Source organism: Micromonospora sp. NPDC047793 (genome assembly GCF_040642635.1).
Lineage (GTDB): Bacteria > Actinomycetota > Actinomycetes > Mycobacteriales > Micromonosporaceae > Micromonospora.
Window position 1 is genome coordinate 69,917 of record NZ_JBEYSG010000013.1, and the last position, 21,092, is coordinate 91,008.

Here is a 21,092-nt window from a genome sequence, read left to right on the forward strand (position 1 = left end):
TCGGGTGGACTACCAGATGCTACCGCCGCGCCCGGATCGCCCCGACTCCCGCACCCGGCACACCGATCCTGCTCGGCAACGCGCTCGCGCGGAGCCGGTGGTCCGGTCCGCGCGGGCCCACTGCCAGAGGCAGCCGCCGGTGGGCGGGCTCGCGCGGAGCCGGTGGGCGCGCTCGGTCAGAGGCGGATCGGCATCAGGATGGAGAAGGCGCCCTCGTCGTCCGGGCGGCGGATCGCCAGCGGGGTGACCGGGCTGTCCAGTTCGAGCACCAACCGCCGGCCACCGGCCGCGTCCAGCGCGTCGAGCAGGTACTCGCCGTTCACGCCGACCCGCAGTTCGGCGTACTCGCGGTCAGCGTCCGGGCCGCTGTCGGCCGGGCCCCTGCCGTCCGGGCCGCTGTCGGCGAGGTCGGGCGAGCCGGGCAGGTCGGCGGCGTGGTGCAGGTCGTCGGGGCCGAGCAGGCGGAGTCCGTCGCCCGACCCCCACCCGAGTACGGTCACCGGCAGCGCAGCCCCGGCGTACTCGCGGGTCAGCGTGGGCCCGCCCGCCCGCAGCGCGCCGGCCAGCCACTCACCGTCCACCGTGATGCGGTGTGTCGGCCCGTGCGCGCCCGCCCGTGGCAGCAGCACGTGGTAGTCGGGGAAGTCGTCCGGCAGCGCCGTGGCGTGCAACTCCCGCCCGGCCACGTCGGCGTGCAGCCGGGACGCGGTCACCGTCAGCCGTACCTCGTGCGCGTCGATGTCCGGGTCGGTCACCAGTCGGCGCAGCCCGTCCACCGCCGGCAGCGGCAGCAGCGTACGCACCGCCGGGCCGTCCACCGCCGCGTGGACGGTCGCCACCGCCAGCCGGTGCCGGTCGGTCGCCACCAGTCGTACGCCTGTGTCGGTCACGTCGAACAGGACACCGGTGAGCGCAGGCAGGTCCGGATCGGTCCCGACGGCGAAGCGGACGGCGGCCACGGCGGCGGTGAGTCCCGCACGGTCCACGGTGAGCCGGGTGGCGGCCGTCGACTCGTCGAGCGGCACCAGTGCCCGGATCCGGGACACCTCGCGGCGCGCGTCGGCCAGTCCGTCGGCCAGTCGGCGCAGTTGGGTGTCGAGCAGCCGGTGCACGACGGCTGGTTCGGCGCGTACCGCCTGGGCGATCTCGGCGACCGGCAGGCCCACCCGGCGCAGTCCGGCGACGAGCCGGGCCGAGGCCACCTGCTCGTCGGTGTAGCGGCGATATCCGGTCACCGGGTCCACCCGCGCCGGCACCAGGACCCCGGCGGCGTCGTAGAACCGCAGGGCACTCACCGTCAGCCCGCTGTCCCGGGCCACCTCGCCGATGCTGCGCAGGTCACGATCCACCCCGCAGATCCTGCCGCCTCGACCAGGTCGAGGGTCAACCCGGCTCCCGACCCCCCAAGCCCGACCCCCGACGGTCGTTCGGATGTTAGGAAGGGGCCCTTCCTATGCACGAGGCGTTAATAAGGTGCCCTTCCTTTCACCTCACCCGAGGACGCGGAAGGTGAGGCCGGCGGCGGTGAGTCGGGTCAGCAGCGCGTCGCCCATCGCGGTCACCGGCGTGACCTGGCCGGACGTGGCCGGCAGGTCGTCCAGGGCGAGGCAGAGGGCGGATTCGGCGAGCATCTTGGCGGTCTCGTCGTAGCCGGGGTCGCCGCCGGCCACCTCGGTGACCACCCGACGGCCGCCGCCGGTGCCCACGAAACGGACCCGGAACCACGATTCGGCCCGCTGCTCGGCGCTCGGGCCCTGGCCGGAGGAGAGCCGTCCGAGCAGCCAGCGCCGGGCCGGGGGCAGCCGGGTCAGCCCGGCCAGCGCGCCCAGGCCGACGCCCGCCACCAGCACGGTGGGCAGGCGTTTGACGGCCGCGAAGTGCCGGTAGCGGAAGTCCGGCCCGTACTCGGGTCGGGCCGCCGCCGAGCGGCGGACCACCTGCGGGTCGATGGTCGGCAGCGGCACCGCCCAGACCGGCAGGTCCCGCGACCTGGCCAGCTTGCCCGGCACGGCGCGGACCCGGCGGTCGGTGGGTCGCGGTTCGACACCCCGCCGCTCGCGGGCGACCCGGGACGTCTCGGCCCGCCGGGAGAAGGCGGTCAGCGCCGAGTGGTACGTGCCGGCGGAGAACCGGCCGCCGGCCCGTACGTAACCGTCGACGGTGATCGGCACGTCGGCGGGGAGTTGCTTGACGGTGAACCAGACGCCCAGGTCGTGCGGGATCGAGTCGAAGCCGCAGGCGTGCACCAGCCGGGCGCCGGTGCGGGTCGCCTCGGCGTGGTGCCGGAGGTACATCTGGTCGACGAACTCGGGTTCGCCGGTGATGTCGAGGTAGTCGGTGCCGGCCGCCGCGCACGCCGCCACCAGCGGTTCCCCGTGGTGCACGTACGGGCCGACGGTGCTTGCCACCACCCGGGCCTGCGCGGCCACCTCCCGTAGCGACGCCGGGTCGGTGGCGTCGGCGGTGAGCAGTGGCAGGTCCGCCAGGGCCGGCGTGATCGCGACCAGCCGGTCCCGGACGGCGGCCAGTTTGTCGGGGTTGCGCCCGGCGATCGCCCAGCGCAGTCCGGCCGGCGCGTGCCGGGCCAGGTACTGCGCGGTCAGCTCACCGGTGAACCCGGTCGCCCCGAACAGCACGACGTCGTACGTCCGTTCCGCAGCCATCCCGCGATGATGTCATCCACCAGGCCGGACGTCGATCGACGGCTGCTCGTGCGGGGTGAACACGGCCCGTACGCAGTCGTCGGGACGGTCGCGGAGGAGCGCGTACCCCTGGGCCGCCCGCTCCAGCGGGAAGTGGTGCGTGGCCAGGTGCTCGGTCCGCAGCTCGTCGCGGGCCATCCGGTCCAGCAGCATCGGGATGTACCGCTGGCCGTGCTGGCGCGCCCCGCGCACGGTGAGCCCCTTGTGCACCACCGCGCCGGTCGGGAACGCGTCGACGACGCGGGCGCCGCCGTTGAGCACGAAGACGGTGCCGCCCTTGCGGCAGGCGTGCACCGCCTCGCGCAGCGCCTCGGGTGTGCGGCTGCGTCCGGTGAAACGGTCCGCCAGCGACCGGGGTTCCTCGGCCGGGCCGCCGACCGCCTCCACGCAGACGTCCGGCCCCCGCCCGCCGCTGAGTTCGCGCAGTTCCGCCAGCACGTCGGTGTGCCGCAGGTCGAGGGTGTGGGCGCCGGTGTGCTGACGGGCCATCCGCAGCCGCCCCGGATGCCGGTCGACGACCACCACCCGGTCGGCGCCGAGCAACCCGGCCGCCCGGGCGGTCAACTGCCCCACGGCCCCGGCGCCCCAGACGGCCACCACGTCGCCGGGGCGGACCGCGCCCAGGTCGGCGGCCATCCAGCCGGCCGGTGCGGCGTCCGAGGCGAACAGGGCCCGGTCGTCGCCGACGGACTCCGGCACGGTGAACGCCCCGACGTCGGCGTAGGGCACGCGTACGTACTCGGCGTGGCTGCCGGCGAAGCCACCGGCGGCCCGGGGCTGGCCGAAGCAGCCCGCCACCGGGTGCCCCCACTCCGCCTCACCGGCGGCCGGCTCGGTGCTGCCGTTGTCGCAGCACGCCGGCAGCCCATGCCGGCAGTACCAGCAGGCGCCGCAGGCCACCGAGGCGCAGACCACCACCCGGTCACCGACCCGGTGCCGGCGGACCGCCGGACCGACCTCCAGCACGTCACCGAGGAACTCGTGGCCGAGTACGTCGCCGGGGGACGGGCCGGGTGTCCGCCCGGCGAGCAGCGGCAGGTCCGCGCCGCAGGTGGCGCTGCGGCGTACCCGGACGATCATGTCCTGGTCGTTGCGCAGCTCCGGGTCGGGGACCTGGCGCACGGCCAGTTCCCCGCCGGAGGTCACGCAGAGCGCCCTCATCCCGGCGGGCGCGCCGTACGGTCGGTGGGCCGGCGGTCGGCGCGCAACACCTCACCGGCCTCGACGAGCTGCTTGACCTGCCACAACGCCTGGCGCACCAGGAGCTGCGGGTCGTCGCCGACCAGGTGCGCGGCGAACCCGGGCCAGGTGGTGTCGGGCAGTGCTCGGGCGGCCAGTTCGACGCCCCGGTCGCCGGGCGCGGCGCGCAGCGTGACGTCGACGGCGCCGTCGAGCCGACGCAGCGGCTCGGGCCAGCCGCGTGCCGGCAGGACCTCCTCCGCCGGACGGTCGACCGTCACCACCTGCCAGCGCCCGGCGCGGGCACCGGCGGGCTCCCGGCCGCGTCCGGCCCACCGGCGCGCGACCACCACCCGGGCGGTACGGGCCGCCGCCGCACCGAGGACGCCGGCCACCGCGACGACCGTCCTGACCCGTCCCACTCGCACCTCCGGATCCGTGTCCGCCCCGATCGTCCGGATCGGCGGCCCGACCGGCGGACGGAACCTCCCCACGGTCGCCCGGGGTCAGGTGAACCCGACTCGCCCCGAAGGGGTGAACCGCTGCCGGTGGGGTAACCGCCCGCCGCAGGACCGGGGGAGGGATACGCGTCCGTGGGGGTGGGCCGGATGCCGGATGACCGCAGCACCGTACGGACCGCCGGGGCGGTCGGCGTACCGGCCGGCCCGCCCCTGCTGGCGTCGCGGCTGACGCCTGCCGTGCTGCCGAGACCGGTGGTGCTGCGTCCCCGGCTGGCCCGACTGCTGGACGAGGGGGTGGCGTCCCCGGTCACGCTGGTCCGTGCGCCCGCCGGTTGGGGCAAGACCACGCTCCTCGCGTCGTGGCGGCAGGCCGTGACCGAGGCCGACCCGGACGCCCCGGCACCGGCCTGGATCTCGGTGGAGGCGGGCGACGACATCGACCGCCTCTGGTCGTACCTGGCGGCGGCGCTGCGATCGGTCGCGGACCCGGGAGGGGACCCGGCCGCGACGCCGGTGCCCGACCGCGCCCCGCGCCCGGACGAGCTGGAGGTGCTCGCCGCCGCCCTGGCCGCCCGGGAGCGACCCGTGGTGCTGGTCCTGGACGACCTGCACCGCGTCACCGATCCGGCCGCCCTGGCCGGACTGGAGTTCCTGCTACGCCACACCGAGCAGCGGCTGCGGGTGGTGGCGGCCGGGCGCGCGGGCCTGCCGCTGGCGGTGCACCGGCTGCGACTGGCCGGTGAACTGACCGAGATCGGTCCGGGTGACCTGGCCTTCACCGCCGACGAGGTGGCCGACCTGCTGACCGCGCACGGCGTGGCGGTGCCGGCCGCCGCCGTCGAGCGGCTGCGCGGGCGTACCGAGGGCTGGGCGGCGGCCCTGCGGATCACGGCGCTCGCGCTGCACGGGCAACCGGACCCGGACCGGTGGATCACCCAGCTCGGCGCGGACCAGCCGGCGGTCGCCGGCTACCTGCGCGAGGAGGTGCTCGCCGGGCTGGAACCGGCGGATCGGGACCTGCTGCGCCGCGCGGCGGTCACCGACACCGTCTGCGCCGGGCTGGCGGTGGCGCTGACCGGCGACACCGACGCGGAGGGGCGGCTCGGCGCGCTCGCCGAGGACGTCGGCCTGCTGCACCCCGACGGTGGCCGTCCGGTCTGGTACAGGTGCCATCCGCTCCTGGCCGACCTGCTGCGCCGCGAACTGGCCCGGTTGCCCGCCGAGGAACAGCGTGACCTGCACCTGCGCGCGGCGAGCTGGTATGCCGGCAACAGCCGACCGGCGGACGCGCTGCGGCACGCGCTCCTGGGCGGCGACTGGACGACCGCGACCGACCTCTTCGTGACCGGCTGGCCGGAGTTGGCGTACGACCGGGGTGGCCCGACCGGGCCGGTGCCCGCGCCGCCCCCGGCGGAGGCGGTGTCACGGGACCCGGAACTGGCGCTGGCCTGCGCCGCCCAGCGGGCCCTCGACGGCGACTCCGACGCGGCCCACCAGCACCTGCGCCTGGCCGCCGGGCACGCCGAGGCCCTGCCGGAGCCGCGCCGCAGCCGGTTCGCCCGGCTGGTCGCCGCCGTCGAACTCACCCTGGCCCGGCTGGCCGGCGACGTCGAGGCGGTACGCGCCACCGCCGCCCGCCTGCTCGCCACCCGCCCCGCCGCCGCATCGCCCGCTGTCGCATCGCCCGTCGCAACGTCCGCTGTCGCGGAGCCCGCCGTCGTGGAGGCCACGGCGGGGCGGCACGCCCTCGTCGCTCCGGACGGGGGCGCGACGGTCCGCGCCGACGACCCACGGGCCGGCACCGGGGACGACGCCGACGTGCGGGCGGTGGCCGGTACGGCCTCGGCTCTGCTCGCCCTCGACGCCGGTGAGCTGGCCGCTGCGGCGAGCGGGTTCGCGTCGGCGCTGGCGGCGGCCCGGACGGCCGGTCGACCCCGCACCGAACTGGTCTGCGCCAGCCGGTGGGCGCTGCTCGCGGCGCTGCGCGGCGAGCTGCGTGCGGCCGAGGAGGCGGCCCGCGCGGCGCTGGCCCTGCCGCCCTGCCGGGGCTGGTCGGCGCAGCTCGACTGCGGCTACGCCCATCTGGCGTTGGCACTGGTGGCGCTGCATCGGGACCAGCCTGCGGAGGCCGAGGCGAACCTGGCCCTGGCGGCACCGGCGGGCGAGGAGGCGGCAGCCGGCACGGTGGCGGCCTGGTGTCGGGCCCACCTGCGCGGCGACGAGGGGGATCTCGCGGTGGCCCACCGGCTGCTGGTGGAGGCCCGGAGTCGCTGGTCCGGCCGGGGCGGTGAGCTGGCTGTCCGGCTCCGGGCGGCCGAGGCGGACCTGCACGGCACGCGGGGTGACCTGCCGACGGCCCGGGACCTGGCCGGTGACCACGTGGATCCGCCGGCCGCCGCGCTGGCGGTGGCCGCCGCCCGGGTCGAGCTGCGGGCCGGCGACCTCCGCGCCGCCGCCCGCCTGCTGCCGGAGTGGTCCGCGCCGTCGTCGGCCGACTGGCCCCTGCCGGTACGCCTGGACGCCGCGCTGCTCGACGCGGTGCTCGCGGCCCGGAGCGGGGACGGGCGGCGGGCCGGCCGGACGGTGGAGCAGGCGCTCGACCTGGCGGGCCCGGACGGGTACCGGCGACCGTTCACCCGGGCCGAGCCGGGCCTGCGTGACCTGCTCGTCGCTCACCTGGACTCCGGCACGGCACACTGGCCGACGGTCAGTGACCTGGTCCGTGCCGTCGAGGTGCCGGACGAGCGGAGTCCGGTCGGCGCGTCGTCGGCGACACTGGACGAGCCGTTGACCGAGCGGGAGCTGACCATCCTGCGGTACCTGCAGAGCATCCTCTCCAACGTGGAGATCGCGGCCGAGCTGTCCGTCTCGGTGAACACCGTCAAGACGCATGTGCGCAACATCTATCGCAAGCTGGACGCCACCCGCCGTCGGGACGCCGTACGCCGGGCCCGCCAACTGCGCCTCATCTGATCCGGACAGCCGACGGTGGCGGGTCGGACGCTCACCCGCCACCGTCGACACCGCCCGGCCTCAGCCGGTGGCGTCGTCGACCACGGTCAGGAGGGTGCCCAGGTCGACGTCGCCGTCGTGGCGGTCACCGTTGACGAACAGGGTGGGGCTGGCGTCCACGCCGCTGCGGATCGCGCCGACGAAGTCCTGCCGGATCCGGTCACCACCGGCGTGCCGCCCGATCTCCGCGTCCACCTCGTCGACCGGCAGGTCGAGCTGCTCGATGCCGAGCGTCAGGTGCACCGGGTCGAGCTGGTCCTGGTGCTCGTAGAGCCAGTCGTGCATCTCCCAGAACCGTCCGCGCCGACCGGCGGCCTCCGCCGCCTCGGCGGCCCGTTCCGCGTACGGGTGGATGTTGGCGATGGGGAAGTGCCGGTAGACGAGTCGGACGCTGTCGGGCCGCTGCCGCAGGACCTCCTGGAGGTCGCGGTGGGCGGTGCCGCAGAACGGGCACTGGAAGTCGCCGTACTCGACGATCGTCACCGGCGCGTCCACCGGGCCCCGGATGTGGTCGTGCTCCGTGACGGGTGTGCGGAGCCGCGCAGTGACCTGCAATGGCGTGGTCAGCCGATCGGTCATACCCGCCAGTCTGCTGTCCGGCCGGGTGAGGCGGGGTCACCCGGCCGGGGTGGTTGCCGCAGGACGGCTCAGCCCAGCACCGGGGCCACCGCGATGTGGTTCTGCACCTCGCGGATGCCGGGAGCGGACCAGACGACCCGTTCGACCTCGGCGCGCTCGGGCATCGAGTGCACCAGTCCGCCCAGCAGCACTGTGTCGCCGTGTACGCGTACCGTGACCTGTTCGGCCTCGGTGGCCCGGTTGCGGGCCAGCGCGTCGACGATCCGCTCGGCCAGTTCGGCACCGTCGGGGCGTACCGAGGGCCGCACGACGAGACCGTCGCTCACCCCGCGTACGCCGCCGAGCTCGGCGACCGCCTGCTGGGCAGCCCGCCGCTGGTACTCCCACTCGACCTCGCCGTGCAGGGTGACCCAGCCCTGCGAGACCGTCACGTCGATCTGCTCGACCGGCACGAACGCGTGCCACTGGAGGGCGTGCGTCACGGCGGCGGCGATCTCCGGGTCGGTGCGCTCCGCACCGGTGGCCGTGTGCACGGCGAGGTCGTTGGCGACGGCCCGGACCTGGGCGACCCGGTGGGCGGCCTGTTCCGCCGCCCACTTCTTGGCGTACCCGTCCACCCGTCCGGTCAGCGTCACCACGCCCTCCGCGACGGTCACCCCGATCTCGTGCGGCCGGACCCGGGGCTCCCAGTCGAGTTCGTCGAGCACCGCGCTCCGGATGCGCTCGTCGGTGCGCTGGATCGTCGAGATGCCGACCATCTCCTCGCTCCTCTCGCGGTGGCGGCTGCGGACCGGTGCCGGTCCGCCGGGACCGAGCCTGGTCGAGGCGCGGGTGATCCGGCCTCACCCGCGTCGGGCGAGACGCCGCGCACAGCTGTTCTGGCGAGACGCCGCGCACAGATGTAAGGAAGGGTCCCCTGCTACGCACGAGGCGTTAGCAGGGGACCCTTCCTTACATCTCCGTCAGGTCAGCGGACCGGCGGGGGAGTCGGGGCGCTCGACGTCGACGAACTCGATGTCGTCGGTGGCCCGGTCCCGGCTGCCGGCGGCCCGCGCGGCACTGCCGGCGGCCCAGCCGATCGCGGCACCGACCAGGGCCGCGCCGATCAGCAGGGTCCAGGGCAACGCGGGACGACGTCCGGCGAGCGCGTCGAAGGCCACGCTGGCCCGGTGCCGCGCCTCCTCGGCGGCCGATCCGACCAGGTCACCGGCGTCGTCGGCGAAGCCGGCCGAGGTGTGCCGGGCCGAACGGGCGGCGTCCCGGATGCTGTCGCCGGCCGAGACGAGGTGTTGCCACGCCTGGTCCGTGATCTGCTCCGGCTTGCTGCGACGGTCCAGCAGGTTGCTTCCGAACATGTGGTTCCCTCCTCGACAGTGCCGAAGCCGGTGGCCAGGTCAGACCTCGGACGTCGGCGGTTCGCCACCGACGCTGTGCCCCGCCGGACGCCGCCGCAAACCCGCGTGCGCGTCGTCGGTGCCGCCCACGGTCGGCGCGCCCGGACGGCGCGGATCAACTCGGGGACACCACCGCGACGACCGCCGCGCGGGCGAAGTCGTCGTCATCGTCATCGTCGTCATCGCCTCCGCCGCCGAACCCGCAGGCGAGCAGGAGGGCGAGCAGGGCGCTGACGCCGGCCAGACCGGCGAGCCTACGAAGCATCCGTCGTCCCTTCGTCGTGGTCGTCACCGGTGATGCTAGGCACACTCCGCCACCGGCACCGGACGGTCGCAGGTCAGGCCGCCGGATGCGGGGGCACGCCGGGGTGCCGGATATCGGACGGGCGAGCCTCGGCCCGCTACCCTGGTTCGTCGGTGCGAGCCCCGGTTCGCACCGAGTGATAGGACGTATAAGTTCGGATATGGGTGATTTGACATGCCGATGTCCGCGAATTGCTCATCCCGAGGGGTGGCGACCGAGGCCGTCGGAGGAATACTCTCGGTCGCGGCCCGCGTACTGATGAGGCGCCCGTCGTACGGGCGAGTGGAGGTGCTCGCGTGAGCCTGTCGATCCTGCAGACGGTTCGGCCCGGTGGTGTCATCGAGATCGCCCCTCGGGGCGAGATCGACGTCGACACCGCGTACGAGGTGAAAGAGGCCATCGCCGAAGTGCTGGCCAAGGGGCGGCCGGCCCGGATCGAGCTCAACATGCGGCTGGTCACCTTCATCGACTCGGTGGGCATCAGCGCGATGGTCGCCGGTTTCCAGACGGCTGAGGTCAGCGGCGTGAAGCTGGTCGTCACCGAACCCAGCCGGTTCGTGCACCGACAGCTCTGGGTGACCGGGCTGCTCGGTCTCTTCGGCGCGCCGGAGCCGTACTACGCCGGCGCCGCCGCCACCCCCGAGGTCCTTCCCGGCGGCTGACCGTCAGTCGCCGTCGAGGCCGGACAGGTTCACGTCGGACACCTCGGTGACGGCGCGGACCGCCGTCACCGTTGCGTACCCGTCGGCGAGCCACGCCAGGTCGGTCCCGGGCTGCACCGACTGACCGGGCTCCTCCAGCGCGGTACGCACGAAACCGTGGCCGGACTCGGCAACGGTCATCTGCACCTGGCCGAAGGTCGCCAGCCCCGCCCGGCGTACGCCCCGCAGCCGCTCCAGCGGCACGTCCGGCGAGTTGACGTTGAGCACGCTCTCCACCGGCCCGGCGGTCAGCCGGGGGAGCAGGTCCAGGGCCACGTGGGCGGCGGTGGCCCAGTTCCGTTCGGCGTCGCGTACCCGGGCTGCGGCGGCCACCGCGGCGCCTCCGCTGACGGCGGTCGCCTCACCGACGGAGAGCACGTCCAGCGACACCGCCAACGCCCGGCAGCCGTTGGCGGCGGCGGTGAACGCCGCACCCACGGTGCCGGAGTGCAACACCGCCCGACCGGCGTTCGCCCCCCGGTTGATCCCGGAGAGCAGCACCGACGGCGGCGGCCCGAACGCGCCGTGCACGGCGATCAACGCGATGAAACCGGGGGACCCGCCGACCCCGAAGGCCGGCACCCCGGCCAGCTCCGGCAGCGGATGCTCACGGACCACCACCTGCCCGTCCTGCTCCAGCGCGCTCATCGCGGCGCTGGTGCCGCTCGCCTCCTCCAGCGGCGCGGCGACCACCACGTCCAACCCCCGGTCGACGGCGGCCCGGGCCAGCGCCTGGATACCCGGCGCGGCGATCCCGTCGTCGTTGGTGATCAGCACCCGCAGCGTCATGCGCCACCCACCCGGTGGGCCAACTCGTCGGGGGTGGTGCGTTCCTGCCGGCGGACTCCGGCGGGCTCCAGGCGTACCCGGTCCACCAGCCCGGTGATCGAGTCGAGCCGCCCGGTGCCCAGCCCGTGCCGGGTGACGTTGAGCGCGCCGGCCGCCGCGCCGGTCCGGATCGCGGTGCGTACGTCGCCGCCGCGCGCCACCACGGCGGCCACGCTGGCGGTCATCGAGTCGCCCGCACCGCGCGGGTCGGCCGCCTCCAGGCGCGGCATCCGCACCTCGAAGACCTCGCCGTCGACGAGGGCCAGCGCGGGCTTGTCGGCGCGGCTGACCACCACGTTCTCGGCACCGTTGGCGTGCAGGTCGTGCATCGCCCGGGTGAGCTGCTCCTCGTCGTCGTCGGTCGCGAGGCCGTCGGCGATCAGTTCCTCGTGGCTGACCTTGACGAAGAAGACCCCGCTCTCCAGCACCGCCGTGAGGTGGTCACCGCAGAGGTCCACCACGACCCGGCTGCCGTTGGCGCCGAGGTCGGCGGCGAAGCGGCGGTACAGGTCGGCGGGGACCAGCGACGGGTCGTTCGGGCCGCTCAGGATGCTCACCGCCGCGCGCAGTCCCTCGCCGAGCGCCAGGTTGTAGAGCTCGTCCAGCTCGTGCCGGCTCAGCGGCTGCCCGGTCACGTCGACGAGTTCCTGCCGGGTGCCGTCCCGGCGGTCGTGCACGTACCCGCCGCTGCCGCCGGAGTCCCGCGCCACCACCTTGAGGTCGACGCCCTCGCTGACGAGCAACGGCTCCAGCACCTGCCCGATCTCGCCGCCGAGCGCGGTGCAGAGCACCACGTCGACACCGTGGGACAGCACCATCCGGGCCTGCCAGACGCCCTGACCGCCGGGGTGCAGGTGCAGTTCCGGCGTCTCGTTGGGCTGGTCGATGGTGACCGTGAGCAGGGGGGTCGGCGCGAAGACCATCACATGGCCGGTCGCCGCGCTCACGACACACCGTCGCACTGGGTCCGCTGCGGTCCGCTCATAACCGTTCCTCCCGGTCGCCACGAAATGTCCGCTTCGATGTCGACGGTAACCAAGGTGGCGCGAGAGCGCGCGGCGACGGGCGGGTGGATTCGAGGCGGGCGCGTCGGGGTGCGGGAACGACGACGCCGGGTGGACCCACCCGTGAGGGCGGCCACCCGGCGTGTCGTGCGGGTCAGTACACCGAGAGGTGCACGTGGTTGGTGTGGTCGCTGGAGGGGTCACCACGCGCGCCGCTGTACGTCCGCCAGCCGCTGCTGGGCAGCCAGATCTGCTTGTACCAGATCACGTAGAGCACGGCGAGACGGTCGGCGTTGTTGACGTAGAACGCCGCCAGGTTGTTGCCGTACGTCCGGTCGCCGCCGGTGGCGGCCCCGCCGAAGCCGTTCTTCTGCGCCGCGAAGTCGCAGGCCCGCCCCTTCGGGTGCTCACCCGAGCCGCCAGCGCGGTAGCAGGAGACGTACCGGGTGAAGCCGGCCGCCTTGGCCTGGTTGAGCGCGTGCAGGGTGCGCGGGGTGATGCAGCCGTTGGCCGGCGTGGGGTCGTTGACGCTGCACGACTCGGCCGGCCAGGAGCCGTTGGAGTTGCGGGGCGCCGGCTTGGCCGTGGGGCTGCTGGAACCGCCGCTGCGTGCCGGGGCCCGACTGGCCCGCTCCTCCGCCGCGGCCCGCTCGGCTGCCCGCTCCTCCCGTTCCTCGGCCACCGTCAGCGAACGCTCGGCCTGCTCCTTGCGCTTGGCCATCACGGCCACCTGCTTGCGCTGCTCCTGCACCTCGACGTCGAGGGCCTGCTTGGTCTTGCCGACCTCGTCCCGGCTGGCCCGCAGGTCGCGCAGGGCGCGCTCCTCGTTGGCCGCCACCGCGTCCAGTGCCGCCGCGCGGTCCATGAAGCCGGCCGGGGATCCGCTGTTGAGCAGCGCCGACGCGGCACCGAGTCGGCCGCTGCGGTACGCCTGCGCGGCGATCTCGGCGACCTTGGTGCTGCGTTCGGTGAGCTGGCCCTCGGTCGTGGTGAGCTGCTCGGCCAGCTTCTTCTGCCGGTCGACCGAGCGGTCGAGGGCGGTCTTGGCGTCGAGGTAACCCTTGCTGGCCGCCTCCAACTGGGCGCGCAGAGCCGGGGTGCCGCCCTCGTCGCCGACGTCACCGGGAGCCGCGGAGGCGGCGCTGAACGGCGCCAGCGCGGCGCCCAGGGCAAGGGCGAGCCCCGCGGCTATCAGGGCCGCCATACGGGCGGCCGGTCTCACGGTTGCCACTGCTGGCATGCACATGTCCTTCCGTCAGCCGCCGACCGGGTTAGCTGACGGGTTCGGGACGGAAGATCCCTACCGCTGGACGCGGATGCACCCCTGGAACATGGTTCCCCGGTTCGCCCTGGCGGGCGATTAGGCGGCGGTCACCGCCGGCACCGTCGAGTGCCGCCTGGCGGAGGCCGGGTCCGAGCCTACCGGTGCTGGTGGGACCCGTGCAGCCGGTGTGACTCCTGGTGTTCCCCTGGTCACGAGTAAACCAGACATAAGGTATGTTTGTTGCTTTTTCGCCAAGCGAGGTCGGTGGCCTCCGGCTCAGCCTGTCGGTTCGATCGTGGTCAGCCGCTGGGTGGCCCGGGACAGGGCGACGTAGAGCGTACGGACACCGGAGCCGGGATCGGCACGGATCTCGCCGGGGGCGACCAGCACCACGCCGTCGTACTCCATGCCCTTGGCCTCCAGGCTGGTCACCACCTGGAGACGCTCGCCGCCGAGCCCACCCAGCCAGGCCGCGACCTCGTCCCGACGCGGCACCGGCGTGATCACCCCGACGGTGCCCTCGACCTCGCCGAGCAGCGCGCTCGCGGCGGACGTCACGCCGGCCGCCAACTCGGCCGCCGGCACCACCAGATCCACCGGGTCGACCCCGGTGGTCCGCACGGCGGTGGGCAGGGACAGGTCCGGGTACGCCCGGCGGATCTCGGCCGCTGCCACCGCGAAGATCTCCGCCGAGTTGCGGTAGTTCGTGGTGAGCGTGAACCGGTGCCGCCGACGACGACCCAACGCCTGGTCCCGGGCCCGGGACAGCTCCTGCGGATCACCCGTCCACGCGGTCTGCGCCGGGTCGCCCACCACCGTCCACGAGGCCAGCCGACCGCGCCGGCCGATCATGCGCCACTGCATCGGTGACACGTCCTGCGACTCGTCCACCACCACGTGCGCGTAGTCGCGGTAGTCCTCCGGCCGCTCCCGCGCCGCCTGGCGGGCAGCCCGCTGCCGGTCGGCGTACGTGCTCAGCTCGCGAACCCCACCGGCGAGCTGGAACGGGTCGCGCTTCTGGCGGGCCGGACGCACCGGCTTGCCGAGCAACGCGTCCAGCTCGTCGAGCAGCGCCGCGTCGGCCACCGTCGGACCCTCGGCTGCCAGCTTCCGGTACGCCTGCTCCAGCAGCCGGATCTCGGCGCGGGACAGCAGCCCGGCGGCGTACCGGCGCAGCCGTTCCGGATCGGCCAGCCAGCCGAGCACGTGCCGGGGATGCAGCCGGGGCCACCACGCCTTGAGGAAGTCCCGGAAGTCCGTCCGGTCGATCAACTCGTCCTCGAAGGCCCGCTGCTCGGGCAACCGGGCGACACCCAACCGGCGGGCCTGTGCCCAGAGCGCCGCCAGGACGCCGTCGAAGCCGGCCCGGCGTACCTCGTTGCGCCGCGCGCCCCGGGCCAACGCCCGTTCCCGGATGGCGTCCAGCTCGGGCCGCTCCAGCCGCAGCAACTGCCCCCGGTAGAGCAGCCGCAGCTCGGGCGGGGAGTCGGGTACGCCGTCCCGGGCCGCCCGTTCCAGCAACCGGCGCATCCGCAGCGACCCCTTGACCGCCGCCACGTCGACCGGGTCGGTGCGGGTGGCGACCAGCCCGGGAAAGAGCGTGCCCAGCGAGTGCAGCGTGGCGGTCTCCTCGCCGAGGGACGGCAGGACCGAGGCGATGTACTCGACGAAGACCGAGGAGGGGCCGACCACCAGGATGCCGCCGCCGGCATACCGGCTGCGGTCGGAGTAGAGCAGGTACGCGGCACGGTGCAGCGCCACCGCCGTCTTGCCGGTGCCCGGCCCGCCGGAGACCAGCGTGACCCCGGAACCGGGGGAGCGGATCGCCTCGTCCTGCTCGCGCTGGATGGTCGCCACGATGTCGCGCATCCCCCGGCCGGTGGCCCGGGACAGGTTGGCCAGCAGCGCGCCGTCGCCCACCACCGCCATCTCCGCCGGTGCGGCGTCCGGGTCGAGCAGGTCGTCCTCGATCCGGGTGACCCGCTCCCGGCTGGACTGGATCGTCCGGCGGCGTACCACGCCGAGCGGCTCGGCCGGGGTGGCCTGGTAGAAGGGGGCGGCGGCCGGGGCACGCCAGTCGACCACCAGCGTGGCGGCGTCCTCGTCGCGGATACCGAGCCGCCCGACGTGGAACACCTGCCCGTCGCGCAGGTCGAGACGGCCGAAGACGAGCCCCTCGTACTCGGCGTCGAGCACGTGGCGGCGCTGCGCGGCGTGGAACACCATCGCGTCCCGCTCGACCAGCGCGCCGAAGTTGCCGACCCGGGCCAGCCGGTAACCGTCCCGCTCGGCGCGGACCGCCGCGCGTCGCAGCTCGGCCAGTCGTGCGTACACCCGGTCGAGATGCCGCTGCTCGACGGCGATCTCCCGGTCCAGGGTGCTCTGGTCCACCGCTTCGTTCTCCTCGTCACGCCGGCCCGGCCAACCGCACGAGATTACGCCCCACCTCGCGGGGGCGCGGAGGCACCGTGTCCGGGTGCGATCTCCAGTGCGGTGTCCAGAAACGTTCACCGGGCCGCGCCGGGTCCAGACGACGACCGGCGGCGTTGGAGTCGGGCCTGGATACAACACCGGTATCCAGGCCCGACTCCGCCTTGCCGGACCGCCGCCTGGACCTCGCCGCGACACCGCCAACGTTCCTGGACACCGCACTAGCGGCGGCGGGTACGGCCGGCGGCGGAGCGGCCACCGGTGCGTCCGGCGTCGGCGAGCACCTGACCCAGGACGCCGGAGAGGGCGCCGGTCACCTCCTCGGGACGCTCCATCATCAACATGTGCCCGGCGCCGGGGCAGACGGTCAGCTCGGTGGCCGGCAGCGCGGCGGCGATCGACTCCGCGCACGGCGGCGGGGTGAGCCGGTCCCGGTCGCCGACCAGCGCTGCTGCCGGCAGGTCCGCCAGCGCGGCCAGCGTCTCCAGCCGGTGCTGGGCGCCGAAGGAGGCCCGGAAGCCGCCGATCGAGCGCAGCGAGGCGCGCGCCACCGCCGAGGTGACCAGGCGGATGTCAGTCGGGTCGCAGCGGTCCCCGAAGAGCATCCAGCGGATGCTGGGCTGCAGCGCGCGCAGCAGGGCCCGGGGCGGACGCCAGGCCCCGCAGCGGGCGAGCACCCCGGCGCCGGTGGTCTCGGCCAGCCGGATGATCCGGGCGATCCGGGGCGACAACCCGTAGACGGTGTGCGTATGCCCCTCGGCGGTGGTCGAGACGAAGACCAGGCCGGCCACCCGGCGGGCGAAGTGCCCCGGGTGCCGGTGCGCGTACTCCATGATCGTCATGCCGCCCATGGAGTGCCCCGCCAGCACCACCCGCCCGGTCGGCGCCACCGTGTCCAGCACGGCGGCGAGGTCGTCGCCGAGCTGCGCCAGCGTCGCCGTGGGCAGCGTCATGCAACTCGACCGACCGTGGCCGCGCGCGTCGTAGCTGACCACCCGCACCGACCGGTGCGCCGAGCGCAGCGCCGCCACCTGCCGGTGCCAGCTACGCCCGTCCAGCGTCCAGCCGTGCAGCAACACCGCCGTGACCTCGGCATCCGCCGGTCCGTCGATGTCCACGTGCAGGCGTACGTCGTCGCCCAGTCGTACCTCGACCGGATCTGGCATCGCCACCTCCCCAGGCACACGCGGATGCGTAACACCGGGAATACCCGGTGGTAACACCGGCTACCCGTCATGAGACCACGCGAATCGGGGTGCTGAGAAGATCCCGGAACCGGGTACGTCGACGGGACGATGCGGTCACCCTGAGATCATGGCGATGCCACGGACGGCCGACCCCCGACCGGACGACCGGGCGGCCGGAGGGACCCCCCGGGCCGCCCTGGCCGACCTGCTCGCCGGCAACCGGCGCTTCGTCAGCGGCCAGCCGGTGCACGGACACGACGTCACCGCCGCCGCCGCGAGCGCCTCCGGGGACCAGCAGCCGTACGCCGTCCTGCTCGGATGCATCGACTCACGGGTACCACTGGAGGCGATCTTCGACCAGACCTTCGGCTCGATCTGCGTCATCCGCACCGGCGGCCACGTACTCGACCGCGCGGTCCTCGGCTCGATCGAATACGTCGTGGACGTGCTGGGCGTACCCCTGGTGATGGTGCTCGGCCACGAACGCTGCGGCGCGGTGGCCGCGACGGTCGACACGCTGCGGACCGGCCGCCGCCCGCCCGGGGCGCTGGCCCACCTGATCGACCGGATCGCGCCCGCCGTGACCGAGGTGGGGCTGGACGATCCGCAGGTGCAGCCCCTGGCCGTACGCCGCCACGTCCGGCGCACCGTGACGACCCTGCGCGCCGACCCGCTCCTGGCCCCGGCCGTGGCCTCCGGCCGGATCGCGGTGACCGGGGCGCTCTACACCCTCACCACCGGCGAGGTCTCCCTCCTGCCCGCCACTCCTTGACTGCCCACACTCCTGGACCGCCCCGTCTCACCCGCTGCCGCCCCGTCTGCCCCCTGCCCCGCCCCGCCTGCGGCCCCGTCCCGTGCCCTGTGGTTCCACTGCCGGTCCCTGTTCCGCGCGGGGCGGGGGGCGCGGTGGGGTGGAGACGCGCGAACGCCCGCCGGGTGGACCCGGCGGGCGTTCGTGGTGGTGCGAGGTGTGGTGCGGGGCTCAGCCCTCGAAGACGCCGGCCTCGACCAGGCGCTTCTCGGTGGCGTCCCAGCCGTCGCCCGGGTGGGCGGCGTTGAGGCCGTTGATCTCCGCCCGGATCTTGGTGGCGTGCCCGGCGGCGGCCAGCACCCGGATCTCCTCGACGAAGGCCTCGGAGTCGGTGCGCAGGTGCGCGGTCTTGCCGTTGGTCAGGTTCCGCACGTAGGCGTGCTTGCCGCCGTTGAGCGGGATGAGGTACTTGAACTCGCCCAGCACGCTGAGTGCGCCACCCTGGCCAGCCTGGCCGGCCCGGACTGACGCGCGCGCGGTCTTAGAGGTGTTGCTCGCCACGGAGGTACTCCTTGCAAGACGTACGGAGGACGGGAAACGTCCGGGGGCTGGTGCGGGAGCACCGAACGGGTGACCCGCAGAGGCTGTACGCGGCACAGGCCGCCGATGGAACTGTACACGAGCCACGATTCCGGCTGGTCGTCGCGGCGTCACGAGGTGGAACCACAGTCACCTGTCCGGGTATTCCGACCGGCGGATTTCCCGATTCGCTGGCGCACCATCCGTCACAGGAGTCATCATGTGTTCCAGCAACGCACCCGGTCCGGGTCGAGGTCGTAGGGGAAGACGCACCTCGCTCTCCGGGAGGTCACCGTGCCAACGCGTGGCGTCGTATACGTCCATTCGACCCCGCTCGCCGTGTGTTCACACGTCGAGTGGGCGATCGCGCGCGTCCTTGCCGCGCCGGTCAATCTGCAATGGACGGCTCAACCCGTCGATCCCGGCGTCCGCCGGGCCGAGTGCGGGTGGTCCGGTCGCCCGGGAACGGGCGCCGAGCTGGCTGCTGCCCTCCGGCAGTGGCCCATGATCCGTTTCGAGGTGACCGAAGAACCCAGTCCGGGCGCCGACGGCGAACGTTTCATGTACGTGCCGGGGCGCGGCCTGTTCCGGGCCACGGTCGGTGCCGCCGGTGACATCCAGCTCGGCGAGGACCGGCTGCGCAGCCTGATGGCCGCCGCCCGGGGACCGGAGGCGCTCGCGCACGCGCTGGACAAGGCGCTCGGCACCGCCTGGGACGCCGAGTTGGAGCCGTACCGCTACGCCGGGGACGGTGCGCCGGTGACCCTGCTCACCCGCGTCGGCTGAGCGGGCGGACCCGAGGCCCGCCACCTCCGGCGGCGTACCGGCACGTCCGTCCACTGGCTGACGGTCGAGTTGCCCCGATACGCGGTGAGCTGGTGGGATGGGCCGCGTGTCGACTACCCCTCGGCGCGTCGTCGCCGCGTTCGTCGCCGTGACCGCGTTACTCGCCACCGGCTGTTCGGGAGCCGGGCAGCGACCGGGGGCCGCCCCGTCGTCGGCCCCGGCCAGCGAACCGGCACCGCCGTCGAGCGCACCGCCCGACGGCCCGGCCACCCGGGCCGCCGCGCTGGTCGCCGAACTCGCCGACGAGGACCTGGTGGGGCAGGTGTTGATGCCGTACGCCTACGGTGACCAGGCCACCGAGGTCTCGGCCGGCTCGGCCGCCGGCAACCGCAACCTCGGCGGCGTGGACACCCCGGCCGAGATGATCGAGAAGTACCGGCTCGGTGGCCTGATCCTGGTCGGCTTCAGCGCCGACGATCCCACCCAGAGCAACCAGGCGACCACCAACGTCGACAACCCGAAGCAGGTCCGCCAGCTCACCACCGGCCTGCGCGAGGCCGCCGGCAAGCTGCCCGCCGGCACGGCACCGTTCCTGATCGGCACCGACCAGGAGTACGGCGTGGTCACCCGGATCACCGACGGGGTGACCATGCTGCCCAGCGCGCTCGCCGCAGGTGCGGCCGACGATCCGGCGTTGACCGAGGCCGCCTGGCGGGCCGCCGGCACCGAGCTGGCCGCGATGGGGATCAACCTCGACTTCGCGCCGGTCGCCGACGTCCTGGTGAAGCGGAGCACGGTGATCGGGTCCCGGTCGTTCGGCGCGGACCCGAGCCGTGCCGCCGGACAGGTCGGCGGTGCGGTCCGGGGGTTGCAGGCCTCCGGCGTGGCGGCCACCGTCAAGCACTTCCCCGGGCACGGGCACAGCGCCGTCGACTCGCACGAGGACCTGCCGGTGCTCACGCAGTCACGCAAGAAGCTCGCCGCCGAGGCGTGGCCCCCGTTCACCGCCGGCATCGAGGCGGGCGCCCTGGCCGTGATGTCCGCCCACCTCGACGTGGCGGAGGTCGATCCGGGAGTGGCCGCCACCTTCTCCCGCAAACTGCTCACCGACGTGCTGCGCGGCGAACTCGGGTTCCAGGGCGTGGTCATCACCGACGGCATGAACATGCCGCCGGCCCGCCGCTGGGGGCCGGGTGAGGCGGCGGTACGCGCCCTCAAGGCCGGCAACGACCTGATCCTCATGCCGCCGCACGTCGGTCAGGCGTACGACGGGCTGCTGACGGCGCTGCGGGACGGTTCGCTGCCCCGGGCCCGCCTGGTGGAGGCGGCCACCCGCGTACTGACCATGAAGTTCACCCTGGCCGACAAGCCGGTGCCGGAGATGTCCACGCTGGGCGCCCCGGCGCACCGCGAGGCCGCTGATGCCCTGGCCGCCGGTGCGGTGACCGTGTTCAAGGGTCGGTGCGACACCAGCGGGGTGAAGGGCCCGGTCACCGTCACCTCCTCCGGCGGGCGGGCGCACACCCGCACCGCGCTGACCGAGGCGCTCACCGCGGCCGGGGTGCAGGTGGTGGCGAGCGGCGGCACGGTCGTGCACCTCGTCGGGTACGGCGACGGGGCCGGTGACCTGCGCTCCGGTGCCGCCGTCACCGTCGCCATGGACACCCCGTACGTGCTTGCGGGGGCGAGTTCGCCGACGCTGCTGGCCACGTACTCGTCGAGCCGGGCCTCGATGGCGGCGCTCGCCGACGTCCTGGCCGGCAAGGCCGCGCCGCGCGGACGGTCCCCGGTGAAGGTCTCCGGACTGCCCGCCACCACCTGCGGCTGACCGGCGACGACCGGCCGGGTCCGACCGGGTCGGAAGACGCCTCGACCCCGCCGACGCGTGGTGCGTCGGCGGGGCCGAGGCGGTGCTGTCGCGGCCTGCGCCG

19 protein-coding genes and 1 riboswitch are annotated in these 21,092 nt (G+C 74.4%); of the genes, 5 read left to right on the forward strand and 14 right to left on the reverse strand.

The window, feature by feature from the left end; genetic code table 11:
• Positions 1–176: 176 nt before the first annotated feature.
• The 4 genes from ABZ738_RS23210 to ABZ738_RS23225 form a co-directional block, all read right to left on the reverse strand.
• On the reverse strand, positions 177–1,337 hold the full coding sequence (locus ABZ738_RS23210; protein ID WP_131057103.1) for a MerR family transcriptional regulator: 1,161 nt from the start codon (positions 1,335–1,337) through the stop codon (positions 177–179).
• Positions 1,338–1,490: 153 nt separating this feature from the next.
• The gene (locus tag ABZ738_RS23215) at positions 1,491–2,663 is read right to left on the reverse strand and encodes a saccharopine dehydrogenase NADP-binding domain-containing protein (protein ID WP_357216264.1); all 1,173 of its coding nucleotides are present in this window, start codon (positions 2,661–2,663) and stop codon (positions 1,491–1,493) included.
• A gap of 12 nt (positions 2,664–2,675) precedes the next feature.
• Entirely contained in the window at positions 2,676–3,863 is a 1,188-nt protein-coding gene (locus ABZ738_RS23220; RefSeq protein WP_357216267.1) for an alcohol dehydrogenase catalytic domain-containing protein, read from the reverse strand.
• Entirely contained in the window at positions 3,860–4,234 is a 375-nt protein-coding gene (locus ABZ738_RS23225) for a hypothetical protein (RefSeq protein WP_357216425.1), read from the reverse strand. The genes ABZ738_RS23220 and ABZ738_RS23225 overlap by 4 nt, the downstream gene beginning before the upstream one ends.
• A gap of 255 nt (positions 4,235–4,489) precedes the next feature.
• Here ABZ738_RS23225 and ABZ738_RS23230 point away from each other — a divergent pair, with 255 nt between their 5' ends.
• A complete protein-coding gene (locus ABZ738_RS23230; RefSeq protein ID WP_357216270.1) occupies positions 4,490–7,315 on the forward strand; it encodes a LuxR C-terminal-related transcriptional regulator in 2,826 nt (941 codons plus the stop codon).
• Positions 7,316–7,375: 60 nt separating this feature from the next.
• Here ABZ738_RS23230 and ABZ738_RS23235 read toward each other — a convergent pair whose 3' ends face one another.
• The 4 genes from ABZ738_RS23235 to ABZ738_RS23250 all read right to left on the reverse strand — a co-directional run bounded on the left by ABZ738_RS23235 (position 7,376) and on the right by ABZ738_RS23250 (position 9,592).
• Positions 7,376–7,921 carry a DsbA family protein gene (locus ABZ738_RS23235; protein WP_357216428.1) on the reverse strand — a complete coding sequence of 182 codons (546 nt, stop codon included), beginning with the start codon at positions 7,919–7,921 and terminating at the stop codon, positions 7,376–7,378.
• 80 nt (positions 7,922–8,001) lie between these two features.
• Positions 8,002–8,691 (reverse strand): BON domain-containing protein, encoded by a 690-nt coding sequence (locus tag ABZ738_RS23240; protein WP_176094995.1) that lies wholly within the window; start codon positions 8,689–8,691, stop codon positions 8,002–8,004.
• A 204-nt stretch (positions 8,692–8,895) separates the two neighbouring features.
• Positions 8,896–9,288, reverse strand: a complete 393-nt coding sequence (locus ABZ738_RS23245) for a hypothetical protein (RefSeq protein ID WP_176094994.1) — start codon at positions 9,286–9,288, stop codon at positions 8,896–8,898.
• 154 nt (positions 9,289–9,442) lie between these two features.
• On the reverse strand, positions 9,443–9,592 hold the full coding sequence (locus tag ABZ738_RS23250; RefSeq protein WP_161595001.1) for a hypothetical protein: 150 nt from the start codon (positions 9,590–9,592) through the stop codon (positions 9,443–9,445).
• A 335-nt stretch (positions 9,593–9,927) separates the two neighbouring features.
• Between ABZ738_RS23250 and ABZ738_RS23255 the strand changes: the two genes are divergently transcribed.
• Complete coding sequence (locus ABZ738_RS23255) at positions 9,928–10,293, forward strand: STAS domain-containing protein (RefSeq protein ID WP_357216275.1); 366 nt, start codon at positions 9,928–9,930, stop codon at positions 10,291–10,293.
• 3 nt (positions 10,294–10,296) lie between these two features.
• Here ABZ738_RS23255 and ABZ738_RS23260 read toward each other — a convergent pair whose 3' ends face one another.
• The 5 genes from ABZ738_RS23260 to ABZ738_RS23280 form a co-directional block, all read right to left on the reverse strand.
• Entirely contained in the window at positions 10,297–11,121 is an 825-nt protein-coding gene (locus ABZ738_RS23260; protein ID WP_131054396.1) for a 5'/3'-nucleotidase SurE, read from the reverse strand.
• Positions 11,118–12,083: a PfkB family carbohydrate kinase gene (locus ABZ738_RS23265; protein ID WP_131054400.1), complete on the reverse strand. Its 966-nt coding sequence runs from the start codon at positions 12,081–12,083 to the stop codon at positions 11,118–11,120. Before ABZ738_RS23265 ends, ABZ738_RS23260 begins: the two co-directional genes overlap by 4 nt.
• A gap of 235 nt (positions 12,084–12,318) precedes the next feature.
• Positions 12,319–13,404 carry a hypothetical protein gene (locus ABZ738_RS23270; RefSeq protein ID WP_131054397.1) on the reverse strand — a complete coding sequence of 362 codons (1,086 nt, stop codon included), beginning with the start codon at positions 13,402–13,404 and terminating at the stop codon, positions 12,319–12,321.
• A 4-nt stretch (positions 13,405–13,408) separates the two neighbouring features.
• Positions 13,409–13,541: riboswitch (cyclic di-AMP (ydaO/yuaA leader) on the reverse strand.
• A 163-nt stretch (positions 13,542–13,704) separates the two neighbouring features.
• Entirely contained in the window at positions 13,705–15,819 is a 2,115-nt protein-coding gene (locus ABZ738_RS23275; RefSeq protein WP_131054398.1) for an AAA family ATPase, read from the reverse strand.
• A gap of 260 nt (positions 15,820–16,079) precedes the next feature.
• The gene (locus ABZ738_RS23280) at positions 16,080–17,024 is read right to left on the reverse strand and encodes an alpha/beta hydrolase (protein ID WP_357216280.1); all 945 of its coding nucleotides are present in this window, start codon (positions 17,022–17,024) and stop codon (positions 16,080–16,082) included.
• 154 nt (positions 17,025–17,178) lie between these two features.
• On the opposite strand from ABZ738_RS23280, the gene ABZ738_RS23285 reads away from it, so the two are divergent.
• Positions 17,179–17,817 carry a carbonic anhydrase gene (locus tag ABZ738_RS23285; RefSeq protein ID WP_357216432.1) on the forward strand — a complete coding sequence of 213 codons (639 nt, stop codon included), beginning with the start codon at positions 17,179–17,181 and terminating at the stop codon, positions 17,815–17,817.
• 210 nt (positions 17,818–18,027) lie between these two features.
• Here ABZ738_RS23285 and ABZ738_RS23290 read toward each other — a convergent pair whose 3' ends face one another.
• Positions 18,028–18,357 (reverse strand): hypothetical protein, encoded by a 330-nt coding sequence (locus ABZ738_RS23290; RefSeq protein WP_117229745.1) that lies wholly within the window; start codon positions 18,355–18,357, stop codon positions 18,028–18,030.
• 312 nt (positions 18,358–18,669) lie between these two features.
• Between ABZ738_RS23290 and ABZ738_RS23295 the strand changes: the two genes are divergently transcribed.
• Both ABZ738_RS23295 and ABZ738_RS23300 read left to right on the forward strand, forming a co-directional pair.
• Positions 18,670–19,161 (forward strand): DUF3145 domain-containing protein, encoded by a 492-nt coding sequence (locus ABZ738_RS23295; protein ID WP_131051843.1) that lies wholly within the window; start codon positions 18,670–18,672, stop codon positions 19,159–19,161.
• Positions 19,162–19,258: 97 nt separating this feature from the next.
• Entirely contained in the window at positions 19,259–20,989 is a 1,731-nt protein-coding gene (locus tag ABZ738_RS23300) for a glycoside hydrolase family 3 N-terminal domain-containing protein (RefSeq protein WP_357216283.1), read from the forward strand.
• Positions 20,990–21,092 lie beyond the last annotated feature (103 nt).